Annotated in this window: 18 protein-coding genes; 2 read left to right on the top strand and 16 right to left on the bottom strand. The window is 43.8% G+C overall.

What is annotated here, in order from left to right; all coding sequences use genetic code 11:
- Positions 1 to 91: 91 nt before the first annotated feature.
- Together BXY_RS10645 and BXY_RS10650 are read right to left on the bottom strand one after the other, a co-directional pair.
- Positions 92 to 1,741 carry a DUF6377 domain-containing protein gene (locus BXY_RS10645; RefSeq protein WP_004298604.1) on the bottom strand — a complete coding sequence of 550 codons (1,650 nt, stop codon included), beginning with the start codon at positions 1,739 to 1,741 and terminating at the stop codon, positions 92 to 94.
- A 188-nt stretch (positions 1,742 to 1,929) separates the two neighbouring features.
- Positions 1,930 to 2,958: a Fic family protein gene (locus BXY_RS10650; RefSeq protein WP_004302765.1), complete on the bottom strand. Its 1,029-nt coding sequence runs from the start codon at positions 2,956 to 2,958 to the stop codon at positions 1,930 to 1,932.
- 391 nt (positions 2,959 to 3,349) lie between these two features.
- On the opposite strand from BXY_RS10650, the gene BXY_RS10655 reads away from it, so the two are divergent.
- Positions 3,350 to 3,793 carry a VOC family protein gene (locus BXY_RS10655; RefSeq protein WP_008775310.1) on the top strand — a complete coding sequence of 148 codons (444 nt, stop codon included), beginning with the start codon at positions 3,350 to 3,352 and terminating at the stop codon, positions 3,791 to 3,793.
- A gap of 169 nt (positions 3,794 to 3,962) precedes the next feature.
- Here the strand turns inward: BXY_RS10655 and BXY_RS10660 are convergent, their stop codons facing one another.
- From BXY_RS10660 to BXY_RS10680, 5 genes are all read right to left on the bottom strand, one after another.
- Positions 3,963 to 6,167, bottom strand: coding sequence for a glycoside hydrolase family 2 protein (locus BXY_RS10660; RefSeq protein WP_008775311.1), 2,205 nt, complete (start codon positions 6,165 to 6,167; stop codon positions 3,963 to 3,965).
- A 5-nt stretch (positions 6,168 to 6,172) separates the two neighbouring features.
- Positions 6,173 to 7,840 carry an arylsulfatase gene (locus tag BXY_RS10665; RefSeq protein WP_015531879.1) on the bottom strand — a complete coding sequence of 556 codons (1,668 nt, stop codon included), beginning with the start codon at positions 7,838 to 7,840 and terminating at the stop codon, positions 6,173 to 6,175.
- A complete protein-coding gene (locus tag BXY_RS10670; protein ID WP_004307753.1) occupies positions 7,837 to 9,024 on the bottom strand; it encodes a family 43 glycosylhydrolase in 1,188 nt (395 codons plus the stop codon). The genes BXY_RS10665 and BXY_RS10670 overlap by 4 nt, the downstream gene beginning before the upstream one ends.
- A gap of 47 nt (positions 9,025 to 9,071) precedes the next feature.
- Positions 9,072 to 10,625: a sulfatase family protein gene (locus tag BXY_RS10675; RefSeq protein WP_004298626.1), complete on the bottom strand. Its 1,554-nt coding sequence runs from the start codon at positions 10,623 to 10,625 to the stop codon at positions 9,072 to 9,074.
- A 201-nt stretch (positions 10,626 to 10,826) separates the two neighbouring features.
- Positions 10,827 to 12,881 (bottom strand): alpha-L-arabinofuranosidase C-terminal domain-containing protein, encoded by a 2,055-nt coding sequence (locus BXY_RS10680; RefSeq protein ID WP_015531880.1) that lies wholly within the window; start codon positions 12,879 to 12,881, stop codon positions 10,827 to 10,829.
- 208 nt (positions 12,882 to 13,089) lie between these two features.
- Between BXY_RS10680 and BXY_RS10685 the strand changes: the two genes are divergently transcribed.
- Positions 13,090 to 17,100 (top strand): hybrid sensor histidine kinase/response regulator transcription factor, encoded by a 4,011-nt coding sequence (locus BXY_RS10685; protein ID WP_118299421.1) that lies wholly within the window; start codon positions 13,090 to 13,092, stop codon positions 17,098 to 17,100.
- Between the two features lie 346 nt (positions 17,101 to 17,446).
- Here the strand turns inward: BXY_RS10685 and BXY_RS10690 are convergent, their stop codons facing one another.
- From BXY_RS10690 to BXY_RS10730, 9 genes are all read right to left on the bottom strand, one after another.
- Positions 17,447 to 18,799 (bottom strand): formylglycine-generating enzyme family protein, encoded by a 1,353-nt coding sequence (locus BXY_RS10690; RefSeq protein ID WP_015531881.1) that lies wholly within the window; start codon positions 18,797 to 18,799, stop codon positions 17,447 to 17,449.
- A gap of 20 nt (positions 18,800 to 18,819) precedes the next feature.
- Positions 18,820 to 20,241 (bottom strand): formylglycine-generating enzyme family protein, encoded by a 1,422-nt coding sequence (locus BXY_RS10695; RefSeq protein ID WP_134993170.1) that lies wholly within the window; start codon positions 20,239 to 20,241, stop codon positions 18,820 to 18,822.
- 9 nt (positions 20,242 to 20,250) lie between these two features.
- The gene (locus BXY_RS10700) at positions 20,251 to 20,694 is read right to left on the bottom strand and encodes a hypothetical protein (protein WP_015531883.1); all 444 of its coding nucleotides are present in this window, start codon (positions 20,692 to 20,694) and stop codon (positions 20,251 to 20,253) included.
- Between the two features lie 14 nt (positions 20,695 to 20,708).
- Positions 20,709 to 21,038 (bottom strand): hypothetical protein, encoded by a 330-nt coding sequence (locus BXY_RS10705; RefSeq protein WP_015531884.1) that lies wholly within the window; start codon positions 21,036 to 21,038, stop codon positions 20,709 to 20,711.
- Positions 21,039 to 21,042: 4 nt separating this feature from the next.
- A complete protein-coding gene (locus tag BXY_RS10710) occupies positions 21,043 to 21,585 on the bottom strand; it encodes an RNA polymerase sigma factor (protein WP_015531885.1) in 543 nt (180 codons plus the stop codon).
- Positions 21,569 to 21,778 (bottom strand): hypothetical protein, encoded by a 210-nt coding sequence (locus BXY_RS10715; RefSeq protein ID WP_134993168.1) that lies wholly within the window; start codon positions 21,776 to 21,778, stop codon positions 21,569 to 21,571. The genes BXY_RS10710 and BXY_RS10715 overlap by 17 nt, the downstream gene beginning before the upstream one ends.
- Positions 21,779 to 21,781: 3 nt before the next feature.
- Positions 21,782 to 22,147 carry a hypothetical protein gene (locus tag BXY_RS10720; RefSeq protein ID WP_134993167.1) on the bottom strand — a complete coding sequence of 122 codons (366 nt, stop codon included), beginning with the start codon at positions 22,145 to 22,147 and terminating at the stop codon, positions 21,782 to 21,784.
- Between the two features lie 412 nt (positions 22,148 to 22,559).
- The gene (locus BXY_RS10725) at positions 22,560 to 23,462 is read right to left on the bottom strand and encodes a BT_3987 domain-containing protein (protein WP_134993166.1); all 903 of its coding nucleotides are present in this window, start codon (positions 23,460 to 23,462) and stop codon (positions 22,560 to 22,562) included.
- Positions 23,463 to 23,491: 29 nt separating this feature from the next.
- Complete coding sequence (locus BXY_RS10730) at positions 23,492 to 25,288, bottom strand: RagB/SusD family nutrient uptake outer membrane protein (RefSeq protein ID WP_134993165.1); 1,797 nt, start codon at positions 25,286 to 25,288, stop codon at positions 23,492 to 23,494.
- Positions 25,289 to 25,293: the final 5 nt, after the last annotated feature.

Consider the following 25,293-nt stretch of genomic DNA (forward strand, 5'->3'; position numbering starts at 1 on the left):
ATATAGTGATTTATACAGTGTCTCACAGCATAAACCACTAAATATAAGAACGTTATAAAATAGAAGTCAGACTAAAAAAGTAGTGATTTTCTTATTCTTCCACCTTCCCTATTTGCATTACTTTAGTCTCAAATTCATCTCTTTCTCCCAAAGCTTTGTTACGGACACGGGTCCGGTAATTATAAATGGTAGTCACGGAATAACGGAGGAACTGCGCTATCTTGGTACTGTCCGTAATCCCCAGCCGGATAAGGGCAAAGATACGGAGTTCGGTGTTCAACAGTTCTCCCGGTTTGGGTTGCATGGGTTCTGTGAGCAGCGCATTAAATTCCTCCACAAAATTGGGGAAGAGTTGCAGGAAAGTCATGTCGAAGTTCGCATAAAACTCTTTCAGTTCTTCGTCAAGGAATTGAGAAGATTTAATGGCTTTATATAGTTCTTCCACTCTTCCGGCAGCGGCAATTTTATTTAGAGAACGACGGTATAAATCCATCTTGTCGAGATAAGTGGAGCATTGGTCCATATATCGGCCGATATATTCCTCCTTGATATAGTTGGCTTCCGAAAGCGTATGGTTCATCTCTTTCAGTTGCGAATTAGAGTCGTGAAGTTCTTCGTTCAGTTCTTGCAACAACGTATTGGTATCGACCACTTCGCGACGTGCGGCAGCAACCTTTTTCATCTGCTTGTAAACGAAGAAAATGGCAACCAACAAAAATACGGAAAGCAAACTGATACAAATCAATGATACTTTCATCTCCTGCTGCTGCCGTTTGGTTTTCAATTGGTAAGCCTGGTCAATGATAGGAAAGACTTGCGAGATTTCTAACGTACGAAGGCGGGCATTACAAAGAGTGGCATCCTCTAAGGAGCATTTCAGGTAATTGTAGGCACGGTCAATATCCCCTTCATCGTAGACAAGGGAAGCGAGTTTGCGCAAAGATACATATTCCTTTACTGCCGATTTCAGGTCGGCAATAGCCGAAAGGGCCAGGTAATGTTTTTGCCCTTGTTTGTCGCCTTTCAACCGGTAACCTTCGGAGAGAGTATAAGTAAGCATTGCTTTTGAATGGTCATCCAAAGAAGGTTTGTTGTAATATTCCATCAGCATACGGATGGCTTCATCGTATTGAGCATGTACGATACACTTATCCGCCATCACCAATACGTGCCCCAAAGAGTCGGAAGCGTTGACCTGCAGCAGAGAGTCACGATACAGATCCGTCATTCGATAATACTCTTTCTTGACTTTCTCCGTAACGGCATAATCTCCCATCAATCCGTAAATAGTGCGATACAGATGATAATAGTAACCATAGAGATAATCGGGCAACGTTTTCTTATCAATCTGCCCCAATAGTTCCAACGCTTCTTTATACATTCCGGTAGTTCCCATCACTTCCGCCATATTCATGGCAGCATCATCCAGATAATCCAGTTTATCCATGCGATGCGCCAGTTCCTCTTTCCGTTGAGCATAGACAAAAGACGAATCCAGATTATAAGCCCGGTATTCATCGAAAAGACGTCCGCAAAAACCATATCGTTGTTCATCGGAAGTAGCCTCCGCCAACAATTTCTTCAGGTCAGCGATACGCGCCTCCTTTTCCGCTCCATAGGTCTGACGGTTTTTAATGATACCATCAATCTCACGAAGTAACGCATCGGTACTCTTATTATCTTTTGCATAAAGCAGACCGGAAAGGACGATTGTCACAAAAATCAGAATCACTTTTTTCATAGTGCCGTATGTATTATAGTTGCAAAGATAAAAGTCTTTCAGAAACTTCCGGCTTTCAGGAGAAAATTATTGCAGGCAGAATGAACAATCTTGTATTAAAACAGGAAGCATTACAAATTTATTATGAACATAATTATTATATTTATAATAATGTTATCGTTGGAACAACCATCAATATACAGATAAATTCAAAAGTATGTATTCACAGCAAATTCAAACTGTTCTATAAATATTTTCTTAAATGGATATATATTATTTTGTTCATAGAAAACTAACATAGCTTTCTTATAGTCGATAGAATCAACTGAACGAAATGATAAAGGACAATAACCGTTGGCTATAAGTATTGCATTACTTGTTATACGGGCAGTACGTTTATTACCATCAGCAAATGGCTGAATGTAAGATAACAGAACTAAAGCTAGGAAAGCTTTATCAAAGATACTCTGCTTATTATTAATTAATTGACAAGTGTCTTCCATAGCTTCTCTTATTTGATATTCATTATCAAGTGGACGATAATTCGTACCCGTAATACCAACACGCCGAGAACGAATATGACGCTCAACTCCCAGTTCTTTAATAAGGATACTATGAATGTCTTCAATCTTTCTTATTGATAAATACTGAAGATAATCAGGATTATCTAAAATAAAATCAAGAGCTTCCTTGTGATTTAGTAGCATAATGGCTTCTTCTTTAGTTTTACCTTTTGCTTCTTCTTTTTCCAGCAAAAGTCTTTCCGTTTCAAGAAGATTATATGTGTTCCCTTCAATTTGAGAAGACTTCCAACTAAGATCCACACCTAACCTTTCCATTTCTTTCCGGTACTCTCCGTCTGTCATTTCTAATACATTTCTTCTAAACGTTTCTTGAAGAGCCGTTAAATGTTTCCGTTCGTCCATCGTGAAAGGGTCAACATTAGGCAATATATCAGGAATAAGGCTGAAATTGAAAGCTTGTTGAATTTCACGCTCATCAACTTCTTTCCGAAAGTATGATTCTAAGTCGAAATAACTTGTAACAAACGTTTGTGGTGTTAGTTTATAACATGTGGCAGGTCCTTGCCCTATGACTTCAATACTTCCAGCGGAAATCATGGCAGCTAATAAACGCTTGAATGTGGCGACACTTACTTTAGTATTCACTCCCTCCATTAATTCTGACCTAGAAGATAGAGGATGAAAACGAAGATATTGTTGAATTTCTTCTTCCATTGCTATTTAGTTGATTATATCGGCTCAAAAATACATAATATTATTAATATATCGGCTCAAAATGAGCCAATAATTACAGTGTATAGGACTCTTTTGAGCCGATATGAAAATCTTCAGCTACCTGTTAGTAGTCTCATATTGTTTCTGCATTGCTTTGATCTATTCTTCAGAATTCTTATTTATCACAGCAATTTTATCCTGTAATTCTTTATTCTGGATTTCAGATAATCTCATCTGTTCAGTATGGATCTTCTGACTGTCCTCTGTGGTGAAATAGTTCATTTCTGCACTCTAATGAGGTAAATACAGTTTTTTGAAACACTATCCAATAGAATGATTATATTTGCATTTTGATATAAGAAACAAATTACAAACTATTAATCAGTAAACCATGAGATTCAGCAACGTAAGATTATTAGTGAAAGACTTCGCCAAATGCTTCAAGTTCTACACCGAACAACTCGGATTAGAGCCATCCTGGGGAGATGAAAATAGCGGATATGCCAATTTTAAAGTAGCTGACGGGATAAAAGGCTTCACCCTTTTTGTATCCGACTGGATGGCACCTGCGGTAGGCAATGCAGATAAGCAACAGCCCGTTGCGATGCGTGAGAAATTAATGGTTTCATTCAGTGTAGATAACCTCGACGAAACTTTTGCCGATCTAAAAGCAAAAGGCGTGACGTTTATCACCGAACCTACGGATATGCCCGATTGGGGGATGCGTACCCTATACCTGCGCGATCCCGAAGAAAACTTGATAGAACTCTTTACCCCTCTAGCACCGGAGCAATGTAGCCAGGAGCTCCTCGAAGAAGATAAGAAATTTCAATAAGAAAGTTTGTTATAAAGAAATGTGCCCATACGAGTGAGCCGGAAAAATGATAGTTAATGAGCCCTATAGTGACATCGCTATGGGGCTCATACATTAACTTGATATTGCAGATATTCACTTGCCTTTCAACTTTATAGCAAGAAACTCACAAAGTAGAATATGAATCTGATTAATAAGCCCTCAACCCATAATCGAATCTCATCTTCTTGCTATCTTTCACTTCGATTTTCAACAGATTACTTCCTTTCCGCAAGTAACGGCTGTAATCGCTGATATTATATTGATTATATTGCCTGGTCTGCTTTGCCTCCTGCGCAAAGACTTCTACACCATTCAGCCAAACTTTGGCTTCTCCGGCAACATTCAGCCATAAAGACAGATGATTGAAATCCTTATCCACCTTAAAAGTAGCTTCTGATACTACCGTAGAACGAGGGGGACAGTCGAAAGGCAAAGAAGTCATTTTCAGCTCCTGACCGTTCATACCGACAAGGCGGGTATTCTTGCTTCCGTTCTGACTGTCTGCAATCAAAGTAACCGCTTTCACGGGAGTGATTTCATACAAACGGTTGTGCATCAGGTGTAACAAGCCTTCCGGTATTTTAGTTACTTTCCGGTCGTAAGTAATCAGGCCGTTCACTTCTCCTTCCACATCAGTGGTTTGTGTATAAACAGCCGCACTCAACCCTTGGGCAATCAGCGTTTCCAAATCATATACCAGACGGCCGTAACTATCAATCAGAGCCATTGCTCCGTCTATATTCTTATACCCCCAGTTCCTCATATTCGGATTCCAGATATGTTCCTTGATCGCCCAGCCATAGCCGCCGAATTCTCCCAGTACGGAAATGCGGTTACCGTTGTTCTCCGGCAGAATCATGGAAGTGACAGGATAATTATGTACGTCGTACATATCGCCTACGCCTCTGTCCGTCCAGCCGGTCACTCCGTTTATCAGGCGTGTATCGTCGTATTTTATCACTTTATTTACGATTTCCACCGTGTTATGCTGTCCCCATCCTTCATTGAAAACCACCCAGGTAGTGATACAGGGATAGAAACGGAGACGGTCGATCATTTCGAACATTTCTTTTTGCCATTGCCGGGTGTGTTCTTCGGGAGCGTTCCAATCAGTAGTAGCCAACGGATTGACGTGTTCCTCCTTCTTCCTTGACGTAGCAAAACCGGAAACCATGTCTTGCCACATCATCAATCCCAGAGAATCAGCGTAATAATAATATTGCTCCGGTTCTACTTTGATATGTTTACGGATCATATTGAATCCCATCTTCTTCAACTGCACCATGTCCCACAACATCGCTTCCTCGGAAGGAGGAGTCAACAATCCATCGGGCCACCAGCCTTGATCGAGCGGACCGTATTGGAAGATGGGTTGGTTATTCAGGCAAATACGGTTATATCCGCACTCATCTTTACAGACATCTACTTTTCTCAAGGCAAAGTAACTCTTTACTCGGTCTAAAACACGTCCTCCATTGGATAAGACAATATTCAAATGATACAGTTTCGGAGATTCGGGAGACCATAAGACAGCGTTTGGAACGTCTATCTCCATCACATCACGCAACTTCTGTTCCACCGTCTTGATTACTTTGCCATCATCCAACACTTCTATTTTCACTTCTTCATTGCCTTTGGCTCCGATTATATCGAAAGCCAGCTTCACGGATTTTCTTTCAATATCAGTGGAAGGAAGTACCTGACGGATATAGGTTTTATTCACCGCTTCCAGCCACACAGTTTGCCAAATGCCCGATACAGGCGTGTACCAAATACCTTCCTGATTAAGTTGTTGTTTCCCTCGGGAAATAGATTCCGTGTCCGTCGGGTCGGTGACGGCTACTTCAATGCTTTGAGGGCCACTCTTCTTCAGGTATTTAGTAATATCGAACGAGAACGGGTTGTTTCCTCCTTTATGCGTACCGACCAACCGGTTATTCACCCATACTTGACATTCATAATCCACTGCTCCGAAATGCAGGATAGTAGATTTGTTCTTCCAGGAAGGATCTAAGGTGAACTCACGTTGATACCATAGTTTATCCGTAGGAAGAAATGTTTTCTGCACTCCGGACAGAGATGATTCAATCGCAAACGGAACCAGGATTTCCCCTTCAAAGGAAACATTCTTCCGAGGCGTGTTCTGATCCGTTACGGCATACTTCCACAATCCGTTCAGATTGATCCATTCTGCCCGTTGCAACTGTGGTCTGGGATAACTTTGCCACACATTTTCCGGCGTCACCTGTTCAGCCCATACTGTTTTAATTTTATCTCCTTTAGGCTCCCATGCATGGGTAAACACCTGCGACATGGCTCCTAAAGCCAGAGTTAGTAAGATTCTCTTATCCATAAGCATTAGCGGGTTTTATATTCTTTAAAATCTTTCCGTCGATTCTTATTGTAGGTATTCCACATTTTCTGGAAATACAGTACATCACTCTTGTCCGCCCATTCGAAATAGGCTGTTTCCAATTCTTTTGCCATTTCAGGATATTTACCGATCAGGTTGTGCTGTTCGGTACGGTCTTCCTTGATGTTGTACAATTCCCATTCATCTCCCTTGAAGTTGGCGGAAACCAGCTTCCAGTCACCTTTACGCACCATGCGGTTGCCTTCATGTTCCGCATAGATGTATCTTTCGGGCATCTTCTTTCCTTTCACAATCGGAAGGATAGACTGACCTGCCATAGGCAGAATCGCTCTTCCCTGATATTCTTTCGGATAAGTGGCTCCTGCCAGTTCCACACAGGTAGACATGATATCGGAGAATTGTGCAGGCTGATGATTCAGTCCGCCTTTGTTCTTCACATGATTACCCCAGAAAATGATACACGGAGTAGAAATACCTCCTTCGTGTGCATAATGTTTATACAGCGTGAACGGCGTGCAGCAGACATTTGCCCAGCCTGTACCGTAATGATGATAGGTTCCGGGCAAACCCATTTGGTCGAGTTCTTCTCCGGTATGGGTATGGTATTCGACTCCGGTCTGTTTGTCGAAACCGAATTCGTGCCATTCGGCACAAGCTCCGTTATCGGACATAAACATGATAAATGTATTGTCTAACTCACCGTTCTTCTTCAATTCATCTACTACCCGGCCGATGTTCGCGTCCATCACATCTACCATAGCGGCAAAAATGGACATACGGCGTGCGAGGTCGGTCTGCTGATCTTTCGTCAATGAGTCCCATGCCGGTAGCGGATGCGTTTCATCTTCAAACAGACTTTCGGGAACTACACCACGTGGACTAAGTGCCGGTTTGCCTTGCATGAGTTTCAGGTCAACAATCCGTTTCCAGCGGGCGTCACGAATCTTATCCCATCCTTGCATATAGAGAGACATATATTTATCGGTCACTTCTTTCGGCGCATGCAAAGGGAAATGGGGAGCGTTATAGGCCAGATACAGGAACAACGGTTTCTTCTCCTGATGTGCCTGGTCGATAAAGTCAATCGCATAATCCGTTATCACATTGGTAGCGTAGAAAGTTCCTTCCTCATAGTGTCTGGGCGTACGGTCTTTAGGCAAACGGGTATATACCGCCGGATTCCAGAAAGAGTTGAATCCGCCCAACAGTCCGTAATATTCCTGAAACCCACGAAGAATGGGATTTGATTTATTCCCCAGATGCCACTTTCCCGACATCGCCGTAAAGTATCCGGCATCTTTCAGGACTTCCGCAATCGTGACGTTATCCGAATTGGAACGGAAACCGGAATATCCTTTCGGCCAAGCAGGATGACTGCCGTCCATGTGTCCCAATCCCGTCTGATGCGGATAAAGTCCCGTCAACAGGTTGGCACGGGACGGGCAACTGCGTGCACTGTTATACATCTGCGTCATACGGACGCCATTCTTTGCCAGTTTATCCAACACCGGTGTATGAATCTCACCACCGAAACAGCCGAGATCGGAGAAGCCCAAATCGTCAGCCAGTATGATAATAATATTCGGTTTGTCCTGCGCATACGTCATCGGGACCAGAGCCAGGCTGCCTGCTATCAATAAAGAAGTTTTCATTTAGTATTATAATTAAAGTTGGGTTTGAATTTACCATTCTCATAGATCATCGGAATTAATCCGGGACGGCACGTCACTTTATATTCCGCCGCCTGTGCCCCACGCGGATTGAAGAACATGGTAGCCCACCAGTTTCCATCCTTATCCTGGAAAAGGTTGTTGTGTCCTCCTCCCGTGATGGCATTGTAGCGTTCGCTATAGGGACCATACACATTATCGGCTGTCGAGATGATGCAGTCGTAACTATAACGTGTCTTCGGTGAGGTTACTCCCTTTTTCTCGATATAGGTATCTCCCTCCGACGTACGGTGCGACCATATAGCCTGTACGAGGTGATATTTGTTATCATATTTGAAGATAAACGCTCCTTCAATATACGGTTCCGGATTATATTTTTTCTCTTTCAATGTTTTCAGTTCCTCGGCAAATCCGCTCATATCCGGTTTCATACGGGCGATATAATGGTTGTGCCCGACAAAGTAGACAGTGCCGTCCGTATCTTCGAACAAACTTCCGTCGATGTTCGGGAAGATAGCTTTGTCTTTATTACCTTCGATATTCTCGTACGGACCTTCCGGTTTTCCGGTCTTGCTCCGCAAAATAAAAGAACCTCTCCCGCCTGCCGACTCATTCATGCAGGCAACGATAAACCAGTTCTTCGCGCTTTTGATATAATGCATTTCCGGAGCCCACACTGCATGAAAGCGGTTGTCCATCGGATCACCGTTGATAGATTTCTTCTGATATTTCTCTCCTGCTTTATATACTTTCGGCTTCTTTTGCCAGGTTCCGTCTTTTTCCATCGACCATATTTGTCCTCTGGCTTCCCAGGACTTCATATCTTTGGAACGCCACAGGTACAAACCGTCGTTCCAGTCCCAGCAATGTCTCTGTCCCGGAAAGTAACGGTCGGGGGTAGAGGTCGTTCCTGTGATATAATAATAACCGTCGGGACCCAGCGTAGCCCAAGTGTCCCTCATCCAATAATCAAACGCCGGCTTTACAGATGTCGGAACACGTAGTTCCGGAGCGTTTGTATCTGCCGTTCCATATAACTGTGCTGATGCTGTAGAGATGGAAATAAATCCTGTAAACAAGATCAATCCTAATCGCAAAATCAATTTCATATATTTCTGTTTTATGTTTACGGATACAAAAATAGGCCGTTGCGGGGCAGACTTCATGGAATCATGTTTTTAATATCCGTAGGTATGTACAATCTTCTTATTTTTTAGTATTCCGGATGGAGATAATTAAATGGATTCTGTTTAAAATGGTAACGTCTTTGCGGGAGAGGCAGCGGGTCCTGCAAACGCAACTCCCATGCCAGTAAACGGGTCAGAAGTTCTGTTTGAATTTCGCTGTATTTCTTCTCGCCAAACAGATTATGAACTTCCGAAGGATCTTTCTTTAAATTATAGAGTTCTCCGTTGCCATAATGATTCATGACCAGTTTCCAGTCATCCTTTCTTATCATGCGTGAGGTACCGCTTTGCGTCCAGGTGTTCAGTTCGTCGAAGTGGGCTATTTTGCCGGGAGTCAATGCTCCTTCCTGTTCAAAAGTCAGGGAGGCATCCAGTCCGACATCGGCTCCTCCGAAGCCTTGTTGTACGACCATGCTGGAGAATTCTTCTTTAGGGTAAGCTTTTCCGGTCAGCATCGGCCACAAGCTACGACCCTGAACTCCTGCCGGTATTTCGGCACCGATGGCAGAGCAGAAGGTGGGGAAAAGGTCGGCTATCGATACGTGGCTATCCATAGGGGCAGGCTGGTTTTTAATGTGATATCCTGCCCATACCATCGGGATACGTGCGAGGCTTTCGGAAAGTCCGGCTCCTTTACGGATCAATCCGTATTCCCCCCAGTAGTCACCGTGGTCGGAAAGTACGACAAAGAGGGTGTTTTCATATTGTCCGCTGGCTTTCAATGATTCGATCAGTCTCTTGATCTGATCGTCTATCAACCGGATCATTCCGATATAGTTGGCACGGATTCGAGGCAAGTCTTGTTCCAGGTTCGGGCAGGACGCGTCTTCCAGTTGCGCCAAAATACGGTATTTCTCTCCTTTCTTTGCCAAATCTTTGCGGGAGGTCTTTAAGACAGGGAGCTTATCGGGGGAGAACATGGAGTAATAGGGTTCACATACCTGATAAGGGTTGTGAGGTTCCGGAAAAGAGACCCATACGAAGAAAGGATTTTCTTTCTGCTGTTTAATCCATGCCAGCGCTTCGTTCACGATTTTGGTGGGATGCTGTTCTTCCAGCGAGATGGGAGATGGCTCCAGCCATTGCCCCCTGGCTTGCTGATTCAGGAAACGGGCAGTCTCTTTCTCTGCGGGAGTCGTCTTTTTGTGCTTTCCCCAGTGTCCGTATTCAGACCAGAAATCCAAGTCGGCAGGTTTCAGGTAAGCGTGATTCTTGCCAACCAATGCTGTTTTATATCCGTTTTCTTTCAATACGCCCACTAAGTCCTGTTGATAGGAGATGTCGGGGATATTGTGATTCGTGCGTACGTGAGTGGCGGAAGGAAAACGCCCGGTGAACATGGAACAACGTGCCGGAGAGCTGGCCGGCATCACAGTGTATGCCTTATTGAACCATACATTCTCCTGCGCCAAACGGTCGACAAAGGGAGTCACTTCCAGCGGAAAACCTTCCCTGCCGCACAAATCGGCACGCTGCTGATCGGTCATAATAACCACAATATTCGGTTTGCCGGTTTGCGCCTGAACTGACATAGCCAAACCTTGTATGGCAAGTCCTGTGATACAAAAGATTGTTTTCATTTTATTTTTATTTGCTATTTGACAATTTAGAGTTCACCACGGAGGACACAGAGGACACGGAGGCTTAATCATTTTATTCATTACAGAGTAACACAGAGTCTCACGCTTTTTTTACAGCTAACTGCATCTATCACTCTGTTCCTTGCAGAAAGAGAGAAAAAATGCTGTGTCCTCTGTGCTCTCTGTGTCCTCTGTGGTGAACTAAAAACGATATACAACCATGGAAGCTGCCTCCAGTTCGAACGGTTGATTCAGGTCCAGCCCGACTTCCGTCTCTACCGGTTGGACTTCATTCGGAGCAAACGGTGTGTTTTCTTTTCCCGGAACCAGTACCAGACTTGTTTTATGTGCCTTGACGGGACGTTTGAAGCCGGAAACTTCCGGTTGTAGAGTGACTTTTTTATCCTGCAGGTTTATCAGTTTCAGGATATATTGTTTGCTGGCCGTATCATATCCCATCGTAACAAAGATGTTCTGCAAACCTTCTATATCCTTGATCGCTGCATCCAGACACACGTCAAACGTGTTATCCCTGAACATCTTTGCCAGGTAGAAGAAGGAAGTCTTTACGCTACTGTCTACTCCATTAATCAACATCGGCAGGAAGATACGGTGTTCCAGAAAGTCCCAATGCCTCATCACCGGACGTTCAGCAAACAAGGGATTCAAATCGCCGTTGCGTTCTATTGACATACGGATGGCTCCGGTAGCCAGCAGGTTATAAGGATATTTTCCGTTGATTCCCAATTCGCCGATAAATAGATCGGCAACACCCCGTTTGTAGTTATCAAAACGATAATGCTGTTCGCAAGCCCATTCGATTGAGTTATAATAATGTTCGTCGAACACTTTCACATTCTTCGGGTTGACAAAATTGGGAATATCCTTCCGTTTGTCATCATTCTCTCTTCCGACTACACGGATGACACTATTGGCTATATAAATCAAGTCAGGATATTTGGCGGACAACGCCTGATAGATTTTCTCATAACGCTCCCAATACACAGGTCCGAAATCTTCATTTCCAATCTCGATATATTTTAGCGGGAAAGGAGCGGGATGACCGTTCTTTGCCCGTTCAGCTCCCCATTTCGTAGTTGTATCACCAATGGCATACTCGATGGCATCCAACGCATCCTGGATATAAGCGTCCAGATCGACATCAATGTGTCTGAAATTCCACTGTGGACTTTGCTTCACCCAACCACTGCAAATCATACCCGTAGGCATCACATACATCGCATCAGCTCCCACATATTCGCACAATTCATAAAACTCATGATAGCCGATTCCGTCGGTACGGTAATAAGGCGCCCATTTGCTCCACTGTCCCGGACGATTTTCAATCGGTCCGAGCGTCTTTTTCCAGTGATACATCGTTTCTTCATTGACTCCGTGCACGATGCATCCGCCCGGGAAACGGATAAAGCTGGGAGAAAACTCTTTCAGGTTCTGAACAATGTCTTTACGGAATACGGATTTTCCATCGTTCCAGGTATCGGACGGGAACAGGGAAACGACATCTATCTGAAATTGCCCTTTCGACATCGGTTGTATGGCAAACATTCCACGCCGGACGTTCTTTTCCGGTTTCAGTTCACCGGTATATTTTGTCCAGTCCCGATTCCCTACATTCACTTCGATCACATTGCTCACCCGTTGTCCCCATTCGTCAACTAGAAATACACGTAACGGAGCGGAATAATTCCTGTTCTTCAGAAACAAGGAAAGACGGTAAGACGTATCTGTCTTCAGGTTCATTCCATAATATCCACGGTTGAGAATCAGGGCATCCGGATGGTTCGCAATATCTTCCGTGACATTAACCAGCATCGAATACTTATTTTCCCCGCTCATCGGATTTTCATCCGTGCGACTGATAAATACAGGAGTATATGATAACGGATAAGTCGTCCATCCAATCAGCGGATCGGCCTGAAACACTTTTTTCTCTTTAACGCGGGGAGCCGGAACATTTTCATAAAGACCGTTCTTCACAGATAATCCGGCAGGCGGTGTAGCTTCTTCAAACGAACGGTTACGTATCAGTTCGGCGTGCAGGGCACCCTCGCCCATCATTCCTATTTCTTCATAATGGAAACCGTACTTTACGGGAGCCACTTTGTGGGTTTTCGATTTATTGATATACAACGTTCCATCGGAGGAAGACGGAGAGGAACTATTCCCATATACCAGAGGTAATGTGAAAAACAGACCGATACCAAACGTAAAGGATTTGACTGTCGAATGATTCATAGCATTTGTTTTTAGAGTTTCACATTGCAAATGTGGTCTTTTCTATCCAAGAAAAACAGAAAAATAATGCTTAATACCTGCAATCATGTATAAAAATCTGTAGCGAAGCGGCAAACTGAACATGAGTGCTGCCCGTTTGAACAATTCTACGACTGTTCAAAACAAAAAAAGACGTATCTTTAGGTCGTGAAAATCAATCAGAAAAGCCATGAGAACCACCTTACTTAAATTCGTACTCTTATTTAGTCTCGTGCTCTTAAATACAAGCTTGTCGACGGGACAGATTCAATATAATAATATACGCTTCAAACAGCTAAGTATAGCTGAAGGACTCCCGCATAATACGATCAATGCAATCACCCAGGACAACCACGGGTTCATCTGGTTTGGTACACGCAACGGATTGTGCCGATATGACGGTTATAATATCAACCTGTTCGCACATAATGAAGCCGACAGCACCTCACTCCGCCACAATTTCATCACGCGCTTATATAACGATTCGCTCCGTAACATTCTATGGATCTCTACCGATCAGGGCATCTGCAGCTATAACTACGAGACAGAAGATTTCAGTCGTTACCAGATTAAAGGGAACACTAAGGATGATGTTTGTTTCCTGAATACCAGCGATGGTGTGCTTCTGGCCGCTTGTAGCAACGGACTCTATCGCTACAATGAACAAGACAGTCTGTTCGTTCCTTTTCTTCTCGATGAAGAAAAACCTCATGTGAGATACCTTGCGGAGGACGGAGACAAAACCTTATGGATAGACACCAACAAAGGACTGATGCGATACAGTCTGGAGAAGAAACAGTTCGTTTCCCTCCCGACTCTCATCCAGCCTTTTACACAGCAATGCAACAATGCCGTCCTGATCTCGTCCAACCAGCTTTTATTTAATACTAACAACGATTTTTTCGTCTATCATATACAAAGCAATACCCTGTGTAATCTCTCGAAAGACCTGGAAGTAAAACACTTCCGCTGTGCGGCAACCGACCATACGGGGAATATATGGGTAGGCACGGAGTATGGCATCTTTGTCTTCAACAAACTCTATCAACTGATTGCACATTACGAACAATCGGAACGGGATTTAAGTGCGCTGAACGATTCTCCCATTTACAGCCTTTATCAGGACAAGGCTCATAATATGTGGGTGGGAACCTATTTCGGAGGAGTCAACTATTATATATTCGGTTCCGACCAGTTCCAGATATATCCATACGGAGCCAGTTTCAATCATTTGAGCGGAAAGGCTGTCCGCCAGATTATCAATGCTCCGGACAACGGTCTGTACATCGCCACCGAAGATGGCGGATTGAACTACCTGAACAATAAGAAAGAAATCACCCGTGCCGAACGGCTGCACAAGCAAATGCAAATCTACGCCAAGAACATACATTCTTTATGGCTCGACAAAGATAACAGCCTGTGGCTCGGACTGTTCCTGAAAGGAGCTCTTCACTATATACCGCATCTAAACCGCACGGTGGACTATAATCTACTGTCGGATGAGGTTTCTTCCGGCTTCTGCATCATCGAAGACAAGAACGATCATATCTGGTACGGAGGCCCTTCCGGCTTATTCCTGATCGACAAGAAGAAAGCAAACTCCCGCCCGGAAAAAATTTCATCTCTCCGTGTCTTTAACCTGGTACAGTTTAATGACAGTATACTTTGGGCAGGAACCCGAAAAGGCAGTATATTTCAGATCAATACCCATACACTGAAAGTAACCTCGCTCCCCATCCTGCCGCATACCGATCTCTACATCACCTATATCTACCCCGATTCACATCAACGGATATGGATAGGTACAGACAACAACGGGCTTTATGTATCGGACCGCAACGGTAGCATTATCGCCTTTTACAGTAAAGAACAGTTGGGATCCAACGCCATCAAAGGTATCATTGAAGATGAGATGAGCAATGTTTGGGTAGGTACCGGAAACGGACTTTGTTGTATCAATTCCCAAACAGGAAGCATTGACCGATATACCACGGCCGACGGATTGCCCATCAACCAGTTCAACTACTCCTCCGCCTGCAAGAAGCCTGACGGAGAATTGTATTTCGGAACTATCAACGGTATGATTTCTTTCTACCCGGAACAGGTACGCTCCGTCAATCCCCGTTTCAACATTGCACTGACTGCCATTTGGAGCAACAGCGAATATATGTCGCCCAACAATGAGAAAGCATTCATCCCTTCCTCTATCTCCGAACTGACAGAGATCACCCTGACGCACGAACAAGCCCAATCCCTGCGTCTCGAATACTCCGGACTGAATTATCAATATACCGACAACACTCAATATGCGATGAAAATGGAAGGTATCGACAAGGACTGGCAGTTTGTAGGCAACCAGCATCAGGTACGCTTCTCCAATCTGCCTTCAGGAAGATATATCTTAAAGATCAAAGCCAGCAAAGATGGTATCCACTGGGACGAAACGGGCCAAAAGGACCTTGCCATCAGAGTCCTTCCTCCTTGGTGGCTCTCACCGGGAGCATATTTAGTTTATGCACTACTCTTCCTATTAATCATTTACGCCGCATACAGATATACCAAAACGCGTATCATCCTGCTCATGCGACTGAAAACGGAGCATGAACAACGCGTCAACATAGAGAATATGAATCAACAGAAGATCAATTTCTTCACTTACATCTCCCATGACCTGAAAACACCGCTGACCCTGATTCTATCGCCTCTGCAACGATTGATCCAGCAGCCACAAATCAGCAACAACGATAAAGAGAAACTGGAAGTCATCTACCGAAACGCCAACCGGATGAATTATCTGATTAATGAACTATTGACGTTCAGTAAAATCGAGATGAAACAGATGCGTATCAGCGTCCGGAAGGGAGACATCATGCACTTTCTGGAAGAACTGTCGCACATCTTCGACATCGTAGCCGGAGAACGGGAGATTGACTTCATCGTCAATCTGGAAGACACCGAAGAGGAAGTCTGGTTCTCGCCTTCCAAGCTGGAACGGATTCTTTATAACTTGCTCTCAAACGCATTTAAATATACCCAACCCGGCGGATACGTCAAGTTGAGTGCCAAACTAATAAAAGAAGAGAAAGGAACATTTGTGCAAATCTCCGTCAAAGACAATGGCAGGGGGATTCCTAAAGAAGCTCAAGAACAAATATTTGAAAGTTACTACCAAGTTGAGAAGCGCGACCATCGCGAGGGATTCGGACTGGGATTATCGCTTACGCGTTCGCTCATACACATGCACAAAGGGGAAATCCGGGTAGAAAGCGAAATCAACAAAGGTTCGGATTTTATCGTTACCCTGAATGTATCCGAGGATGCTTACAACCCCGATGAACGCTCGTCCGAGAACATCACGACCGAAGAAATACAGAAATATAACCAGCGAATCAAGGAAACCATCGAACTCATTCCCGAAAAGCTGACCAACAAAGAAAAAGATCCTGCCCGGGAATCTATTATGATTGTGGAGGACAACAAAGAAATGAATGATTACCTCGCCAGTATATTCAGCGAGAAATATGATATTATACGAGCGTATAATGGTGCAGAAGCCTGCAAGAAGATAGCCAAACAGCTGCCCAACCTCATTATATCGGATTTAATGATGCCGGTGATGGACGGCCTGGAATTCACGGAACGTGTCAAACAGGACGTAACGACCAGCCATATCCCCGTTATCCTCCTGACTGCAAAGACTGATGAGAACGACCATACGGAAGGTTATCTGCGTGGAGCCGATGCATATATCACCAAACCTTTCAACGCCAAGAATCTGGAACTGCTGGTACAGAATATCCAAAAGAGCCGGAAACAGAGTATCGAGCACTTCAAACAGGCAGAGGAACTGAACATCAAGCAAATCACCAACAACCCGCGGGATGAAATATTCATGAAAGAACTGATGGAACTGATTATGGCGAACCTCACCAAGGAAGACTTCGGAGTAACGGAAATCACAGCCCATCTCCGCATCAGTCGCAGCCTGTTGCACATGAAGCTGAAATCACTCACCGGATGCTCCATCACCCAATTCATACGGACCATCAAAATGAAAGAGGCTAAAACTCATTTACTGAATGGTATGAATGTCTCCGAAGCATCATTTGCCGTCGGTATATCAGATCCGAACTACTTTACAAAGTGTTTCAAGAAAGAATTTAATATCACTCCGACAGAGTTTCTCAAGCAGTTGAAGTAGAAGTTACCATGATAGAAATTCGATCTATCCTTAGACAGCGTATCAGCTATTAGTAGAAAAGTCCTTTTGCTCCCTTTGCAAAGATCTCTTCCCTTAATAGTAAAGTTGTCTTTGCCCTATTCCAAACTATAAATGCAAGTTCCGTTTATAAAATTGCAAGCTTTGTTTTTATAAACGGAACTTGCATTTATAAAAACAAAGCTTGCATTTATAGTTTGAAACGAAGGAAGACGAAGTTATCTAACCGGAAAAAGGAAGTTTGGTCTATATCAAAGAGAAGTTATCTATTAATAACCAACAGGCCAAATAGGTATATCCTGTACATCCGTCATTTGCTTGTTAAAAATTACATAGATTCAGAGGTATCTATCCTTACAATTCGGAAACCTACATTGGCATAACCTTGCGCACCTGTCCTTACATCATCTGATTTCTCGCTACGGCAATCGTCACGTTTGGAGTCCCAACTTCCACCTTTGACAATATACTGCCCGTTAGCATCAGTTGAAGTAGTCCACTCCCAGCAGTTTCCCCAAAAGTCAATGCCTCCACATGCACCTGTGGACTGTTTGTAAGCATCCACTGCTGTCAGTCCTGATTCAATGTGGTTAGCATTCATTGCCACATCTTTAGGCATGTGACCAGCACCAAGAATCCATTCTTCTTCATTGGGTAAACGGTAGATATGCTTGCTGTCCTGTGCTGTCAACCATTTGCAATAAGCTTTGGCATCATTCATCGTAATGTTCACAACCGGATAGTTGTCCTGTCCTTTTTCATAGGTAAATCCGGACTTGAAGGCGGCATACTCGGCATTGGTGACGGGTGCATAGCCGATATAAGCATTGGGAGCTGATGCGCCACGCAACACCATCCAAGCATCTTTCGGATTCTCGTCCCTTCGAGGGTCGATGAAGCGAAGAAATTGCTGTTGGATGCGGGTTTCTCGATTCTGTACCATTTCGCCCACAATACCTTGCATGTGCTCCACAATGCTGTAAGTCCGGGCTTCACGTTCCAGTTCACGGAGCTTGTTTTTCTTTCTGGCTACCACTTTGTCATACCGTACACACATCTGATCCAGCAATGCTTGTTTGTTGGCTTCCGTAGATTTCTTACGGTATTGAACGAATAGATTGTGTGTCTTGGAATCCATTTTGGGTCGTCCTTCCTCTACGAGTGGAGCACCGGGCTTGTCGAACTCTAACTCGCTCTCTACCAAATCATCGGGACTGATAAATTCTCCCAATTCCACCTTCTGATGCACACCGAAATAATGCGCCACGAGTCCGTCTCGGTAAATAGAGAGCCTGTATCCTCCGTAAAGGTTGCAAGGTAAGGTGGAAATGTAGTAGTCTTTTCCGGGTATAAATCCAGACTTGCTGCTTGAACTGTACGTTATAATGGTACTTGTATGTACCATATCATCGATTACAGTTTTTCCCTGGGCGGTCCTTTGGGTAGTCGCCGTACCTGCTAGCGGAAAGCCATCGACACTTTCCAGTTCTACCTTTGTCACACCTATAAGCTGGAAATTGAATTTGATACCGCATCGGCTAGCCGAATGACCCTCATATCCATCCTCTTTATCCGTTTGGTGGGTTGAAACCACGATTTTATCTTCTTTGTCATCGTCTTGCGCGGACACAGCAGTACCCGTCACAATGGCAATAGCCATTGCTAAAAATATTTTTTTCATATTCGTATGTTATTAGGGAATTAAATGAAATCTGTTCTTACGACTCTGAAACCGACATTGGTATATCCTTGTGTACCAATTCTTACCACATCCGATTTTTCACTACGGCAATCGTCTCGTTCAGAATCCCAACTGCCGCCTTTGATGATGTATTGTCCATTTGCATCTGTGGATGAAGTCCATTCCCAGCAGTTGCCCCAGAAGTCGATACCACCACAAGCACCCGTTGTCTGGCTGTAAGCATCTACCGCTGTCAGTCCCGTCTCCACACGACCTGCGTTCATCGTAACATCTTTCGGCATGTGTCCGGCTCCAAGAACCCATTCCTCGTCGGTCGGCAAACGGTAGTTATGCAAATTGTCTTTTGCTATAAGCCAATCGCAATAAGCCGTGGCTTCAGCTATGGTTATATATACTACCGGATAATTGTCCTGTCCTTCATTATAGGTGAAGTCTTCTTTAAAGGCAGCATATTCTGCATTGGTTACCGGTGCATAACCGATGTAGGCATTGGGAGCTGACGCACCTCGCAACACCATCCATGCGTCATTGGGATTGTCGTCGTTTCGAGGATCGATGAGTCGCAGAAACTGCTGTTCGAGTCGGACGTCTCGATTCTCAACCATCTCATCCACAATCTCCTGCATTTCTTCCACCACATCCGGGGTCAAAGCTTCTCTCTCCAGCTCGCGGAGCTTGGCTTTCTTTCGAGCCACTACCTTGTCGTAACGAATTCCCATCTGATTCAATAATGCCTGCTTGTTTTCTTCCGTTTGGTTCTGTTGGTATTGGCGGAGAAGGGCTGTAGTTGTGGCATCCAGTTCCGGACGCTCTTCTTCTACGAGCGGCGCATCCGGGTCGTCAAATTCCAGTTCGCTTTCTGCCAAATCACCGGGGGTTATGAATGTGCCCGGTTCTACAGTCTGATGCACTCCAAAATAGTGGGCAACCAGTCCGTCCTTGTAAATGGAAAGCCGGTATCCTCCGTAGAGGTCGCAAGGCAAGGTGAAAATAGAGTAGTCTTTTCCCGGAGTGAAACCGTTTTCATCGGGAGCATTGAAAACCAAAATGGAACCGGCATTTTCCGCTTCGCCGATAACCGGCTGTCCCGTCTCGTCCCATTGGATGCCAACAGTTCCGGACAAGGCATAACCGTCTACACTTTCCAGTTCTATCCTGGTTACTCCCGACAGTTGAAAATTTAGCTTTAAGCCACTGTAGAGCTTGTGAAGCTCCAGTGAATTAGGGCAGTTTACTATTGAAAAACCTTTTTCATCATATCCATCATTTCCTGCCTTTTGTTCAGCAAGAACAATTAGGGTAGGATTTTCATCACTGAAATTCAGTTCCTCTTCGTTTACCAGGTTTTCATTATCACACGAAGTTAGGGTAAACATCACAAGGAACGATAAACCAAATATGCTAAATGTTTTTAATCTCATAATCTTCAATTATTTACGGTTTTCTTTATTTTGAGAGCGATGAAACAGGCGATTCATCATCTTTCTTTCCAATTCATATACTCTCTCAATTTGTTTGGGTGTCAAAAATTTGCTGTATTTCAAATAATACCTTTTCCTTAGGTCAAGTATCTTTTGACTATGAGTGAATCTTTCATTCATTGCCTGTTCAGCTTCTTTATCCGAAAGATGGGAAGCGTCTCTTTTAGGACGGGGCCCCAATGCCCAAATATCTTTCTGGAATTGGCAGAAAGTTTCTACAAACTGCTTGGCTGTCGTATCATCCATCGCCATCTCATCGGCAATAAAATGAGCTTGGGCTTCAGCCAACTGTTCCCGAGTCATACGCTGTCGTTCGCTCTTCTGGGCATAAGTACTCACATTAAAAGTAATCATTGCTACTGCAAGTACAAGAATTTTAATCATATTCTTCATGTCTGTTTGTTTTTTTATTCGTTCATAAACAAATCGTTCTGATAGGTTGCAAACAGGTAATCCTGATCACTACTGCTCAAATTGGCAAACGCCTTTTCAACATCTTCAAAATTATTCCTTGGATGATGGGGCAATAGGTTGAAGACAATTAATAGTGCAATACTTGCTGCCACAAGTCCTCCCGTTACAGAATACCAAAGACGAAAGTTGCGTTTGGGTCTAGAAGGCTGCATCTCCTGTTTTACAGTTTCCCATACGTTGTTTTCTATATCATCCAAGAAACTATCGGGTGTGGTATAGGGCAGACGCTTACCTATGCGGTTGAAATCAAAATCTTCTTTCATACATCTAATTGTTTGAATTCATATATTTAATAATCTTATCTTTGGCAATATGATAACTGGACTTTACACCATCTGCTGTTGAACCGATGATTCCGGCAATCTCGTCATATCCCAAATCGTCATAGTATCGTAAGTTAAAAGCCAACTGTTGCTTAGTTGGCAACGTTAAAATAGCTTTTTGTAGTTTCACGACTTCCAAATCGCTGTAGTCTACATATTCGTCGGCTATCAGACTGTCTAACTCGTCTACAGAGTCATTCAACGATACCCGATCGTCTCGATACCGGTTTAGAAGACGCAAGGCTTCGTTGGTGGCAATCCGGTATACCCAAGATCGGAAAGAACATTCGCCCTTAAAATCGGACAGCGACCGGAATATCCTTACAAAAGTTTCTTGCGTTGCGTCTTGTGCGTCCTCATGAACCACTACCAACCTTCGGATATGCCAATAAACTGCATCCTTATACTTTGCCATCAGACAACGAAATCCTTTTTCCGGTTCTTTAGCTGCTATCATCACCAGTTCCCGGTCATCCTTCATTTTCATAAACAGCAGGTTTTGACACCACCCAACATTCGGTAGGAAGAAAGTTATACAAGGTCGTATCGGTTATCCGTTGCGTAACGACAAAACAATGTTTGCGATGGTGATGGCGGTGGGACCGGCGCACGGTCACACATGATTGCAGCAAAAACATAACAGCCATTCCTAAAACCAGTAATTTCCAAATCCGCTTCATACACTATTGTCTTTTTATATACACTTTCTTTTTTCCTTTGATAATAAGTTGTATAGGCTTTTTTTTATCCATAGCGAAAGCATCAAGTTCAGCTTCTGCCGCGGCCATGCTAAGTCTCGTCATTTTTGCATATTGCCTGATGCCTAGGTGCTTATGCGTTTCCAAGTAAGCTATAGCCATTGCCAATCGTTCCTTTTGATTAAAAGGGTTGCTGACATAAGATGTCACGTCAGGTTGAACCACAACAGTCACCACCCGATCAGGACGATAATAATAATGCCGATGCCAATGTTGTGCATTTGCGGATCCGCAAACCAGCGCCATCGCAACTACCAGTATTCCTGTTTTCCATTTTATCGTTGTACACATAGTCATTTATCTTATCTCGTTATACATTCATGTTCCACGTACCTTTTCGTGAGCTCAACCGAATGGACGTTCTATATAAAAGACCTTGTAAAAGAATAAAAGTAAAATAGAAGAAGTGATTTTTTCAGTTTCCTCTATTAAGAGTCTACTTAAAAAAGTCGATAAATTTAAAAACCGAGGTTCATTCGATAGATTTTTCCCAATCAAAGTCCCTTTAAAAAAGATAGGTTATTGGATGATAACAGAAAAAGGGAAATCTATTCTGTCATAAGACAGAGCCGTAAGTTAATTTAAGCGGTATAAACGCCAACGGAATGTCGGCTGCAAATAAAAACAACATCGCCAGGAACTAGCTAACAAATGCTGTAAGCTAATTCACTGGCGATAAAAACTATATCAACTAATACCTATTCTACCACTCCTGGAAACGTAAATCGGCTTCTGGATTCTGACGACGAATCAGTTCCTCGTCAACCTGATAAGTGACGCCACCTTTCGTGTACTTATAAGAAAGCGTAAACTTTGGCTGCTTTCCTACAAATTCCAACGATTCGGCTGCAGGATCTAATGAGGCGGACGCATCTATGATAGCAACACTTCCTCCGGCTTCGATAGTAACGCTTCCGTCCGGATTGACTGTCAGATTTACCGACTCATTATTTTCCAATGTGTTTCCGAAACCCGGTCTGCGTACTTTGTTTCTACCTAACGAAACAAAGTCGCGGGTCATATTCTGACTCAAATCCTTGTTATTGTATTCAGTCACCTGCTGGGTGGATAAGTTAGTAACTTTCCCTTTCACAAAGTATGTCCCATGATACTGGCTGACGAACTTGACAACTACAATGCTGTAATCCTTCAACTGACCGTTCACGTCGGTACTTACTTCATCCTGATTATGATCGACCAGCCGGAAAGGGATGGCATAATGCTTATCCAAAGCGGCATCGTCATTATAGAAAGCATCGGAGAAAGTCACTTTCACATCTGCTATTGCCAGATTCGGATTGCTAATTGTCATCTTGTTCGGATTAGCCAACTGATAATAGTTTTCCGGCATCAGTGTCAAGCCCGTACCATCCAGTAAAGACGGATCGATCTCAAACGTAGCCCAATCATCGGTATGCACCTCTCTTTTACCGCCAATAGCCACTCCCACCTTTATCGACATATCTGTATCGGCTACCAGTGTCCGCAGAGGTTTTTGCGAAGCAAAGTACACAGAACTCTTATCGTAGTCCTTTTCATAATCGTCATAACAAGCAGTCATCAGAACGCTTATCAGCCCTATCCATAATATATTTAGTCTTTTCATTGTAAATAAGTATTTATATCAACAGCACGTTATTCCCAACCCTGATTATTCATTAGATTCTTATTCTTTTCCAGCTCTGCATACGGTAGCGGCATGAAATAGTTTTTCACTTCATATTTCCGTTGTTCCACTTTCTGTACTTTGAAGCTGAATGTACCATCTTCCTTGCGGGTAACGGCAACACCCTCCACCTCTTCGTTCAACGGCAATACCCAACGACGCATATCAAAATAACGATGATTCTCGAAAGTAAATTCCAAGCGACGTTCGTTCTGAATCAACTTTCTGAACGAGTCCTTACTTTGAGCCATTTCATCCAGATAAAGATCAAAATTGATACCCCCGGCTTGCGAACGGATTGTTTTCAATATTTCGTATGCAGAATACAGGCATCCTTCGGCTTTCACCGTCGGGTTGCCCCAAGCCTCATTAGCAGCTTCGGCAAAGTTAAGAAGAACTTCCGATTTTCGTAACAAAGGATTGTAATGAACCGAGTTTAAGGTCTGAATCGGATTCAGCATAGCCGATTTCTTGGAAACGAATTTAGCCAAATAATAACCCGTACGTGTAGCATTCTCACTAAACGAAGGAGAATCTTTTCCACCCTCGGACATATCCAACGGCTGGCCGGAATCGCCAAATATAGCACTATGATAGTAGACATTCAGCGCAAAGCGATTATCAAGTACGGCATAAAGCTGCGTCAGATCGAAATCAGGATCAGACAGATCGACACCGGAACGAACATCGGTTGCCGGATAACCATTCTTCGCATAAAAAGCCTTTACCAGATTATGAGAAGGAGTGGTACGAGCACTTCCATAATAGAATGGCGGGAAATGAAGGCCTTCCAGTAGATTACTATTAAAATATTTGCGGAAAGCATAATCGGAACTTTCGGTCTGCACATCGGCAATGGAGGAAGCCGCAACAGGAACATAAGTTCCGAAACCTTCCATGCCCAGAATCTTATTGATCTCTTTGGCTACCGCTTCCCATTTTGCCTGGTAAACCGTAGGATTCAGAATTTCGAATTGTCCCATGCCGGTGATCTTCGTCACGTCATCATCCTGCATGGCAGGGCTTGCGCTATATAAAAGCGCACGACTTTTCAGAACAGCTGCCGCCGCTTTCGTGGCACGGCCGATTTGTGTATTACCAAACTCCAGGTCATCTCCCTGATACACATTCGGTAATAACTCGATGGCATTATCCAAATCGTTGACGATAAAATCGACTGTTGCCTGATAAGTAGGACGAAGAAATTCACCGTTCTGCGCGGCCTCATCCTGCGAAATAAAATGATCTGCCAACGGAATACCCAACGCTTTTCCATTCTTCGCCTTTCCGCCGTACATCTTCAATAGCTCAAAATGCCACCATGCACGCAGGAAATACGATTCACCTTCCAGACGCAGCTTGATTTGCTTGTCCACTTCCGGATCGGTGCGGTTGTACTGCACCTGGTCGGTCAAGCCGTTTTCGAGGAAAGAGTTTACATAGTTCAACATGTTATACGCATTACTCCAGTTTCCGATCGGGTTGTTAAACGCTGTCATCCCACCCATATTTAATTTATAGACAGAAGAGCTGCGCAGATTAGTCACTGCATTATCGGTAGCACAATCCAGAAAGTTATCTTCAAAACAATCCGGGCGGTTGGCTATGCCATTATAAGCTTTATATAGTACGCCTTGAGCAAGTTCCGGCACTCTCCAGGTATCAGAGTCTCCGATCTGCCACGTCACCTTTGTATCCAATGTGTCGTCACAAGCACAAAAGAGAAACAGACCTGCTAAAACGCAACTTCCTAATATATGTTTCATATTGC

The sequence above is a fragment of the Bacteroides xylanisolvens XB1A genome, assembly GCF_000210075.1.
Classification (GTDB): Bacteria; Bacteroidota; Bacteroidia; order Bacteroidales; family Bacteroidaceae; genus Bacteroides; species Bacteroides xylanisolvens.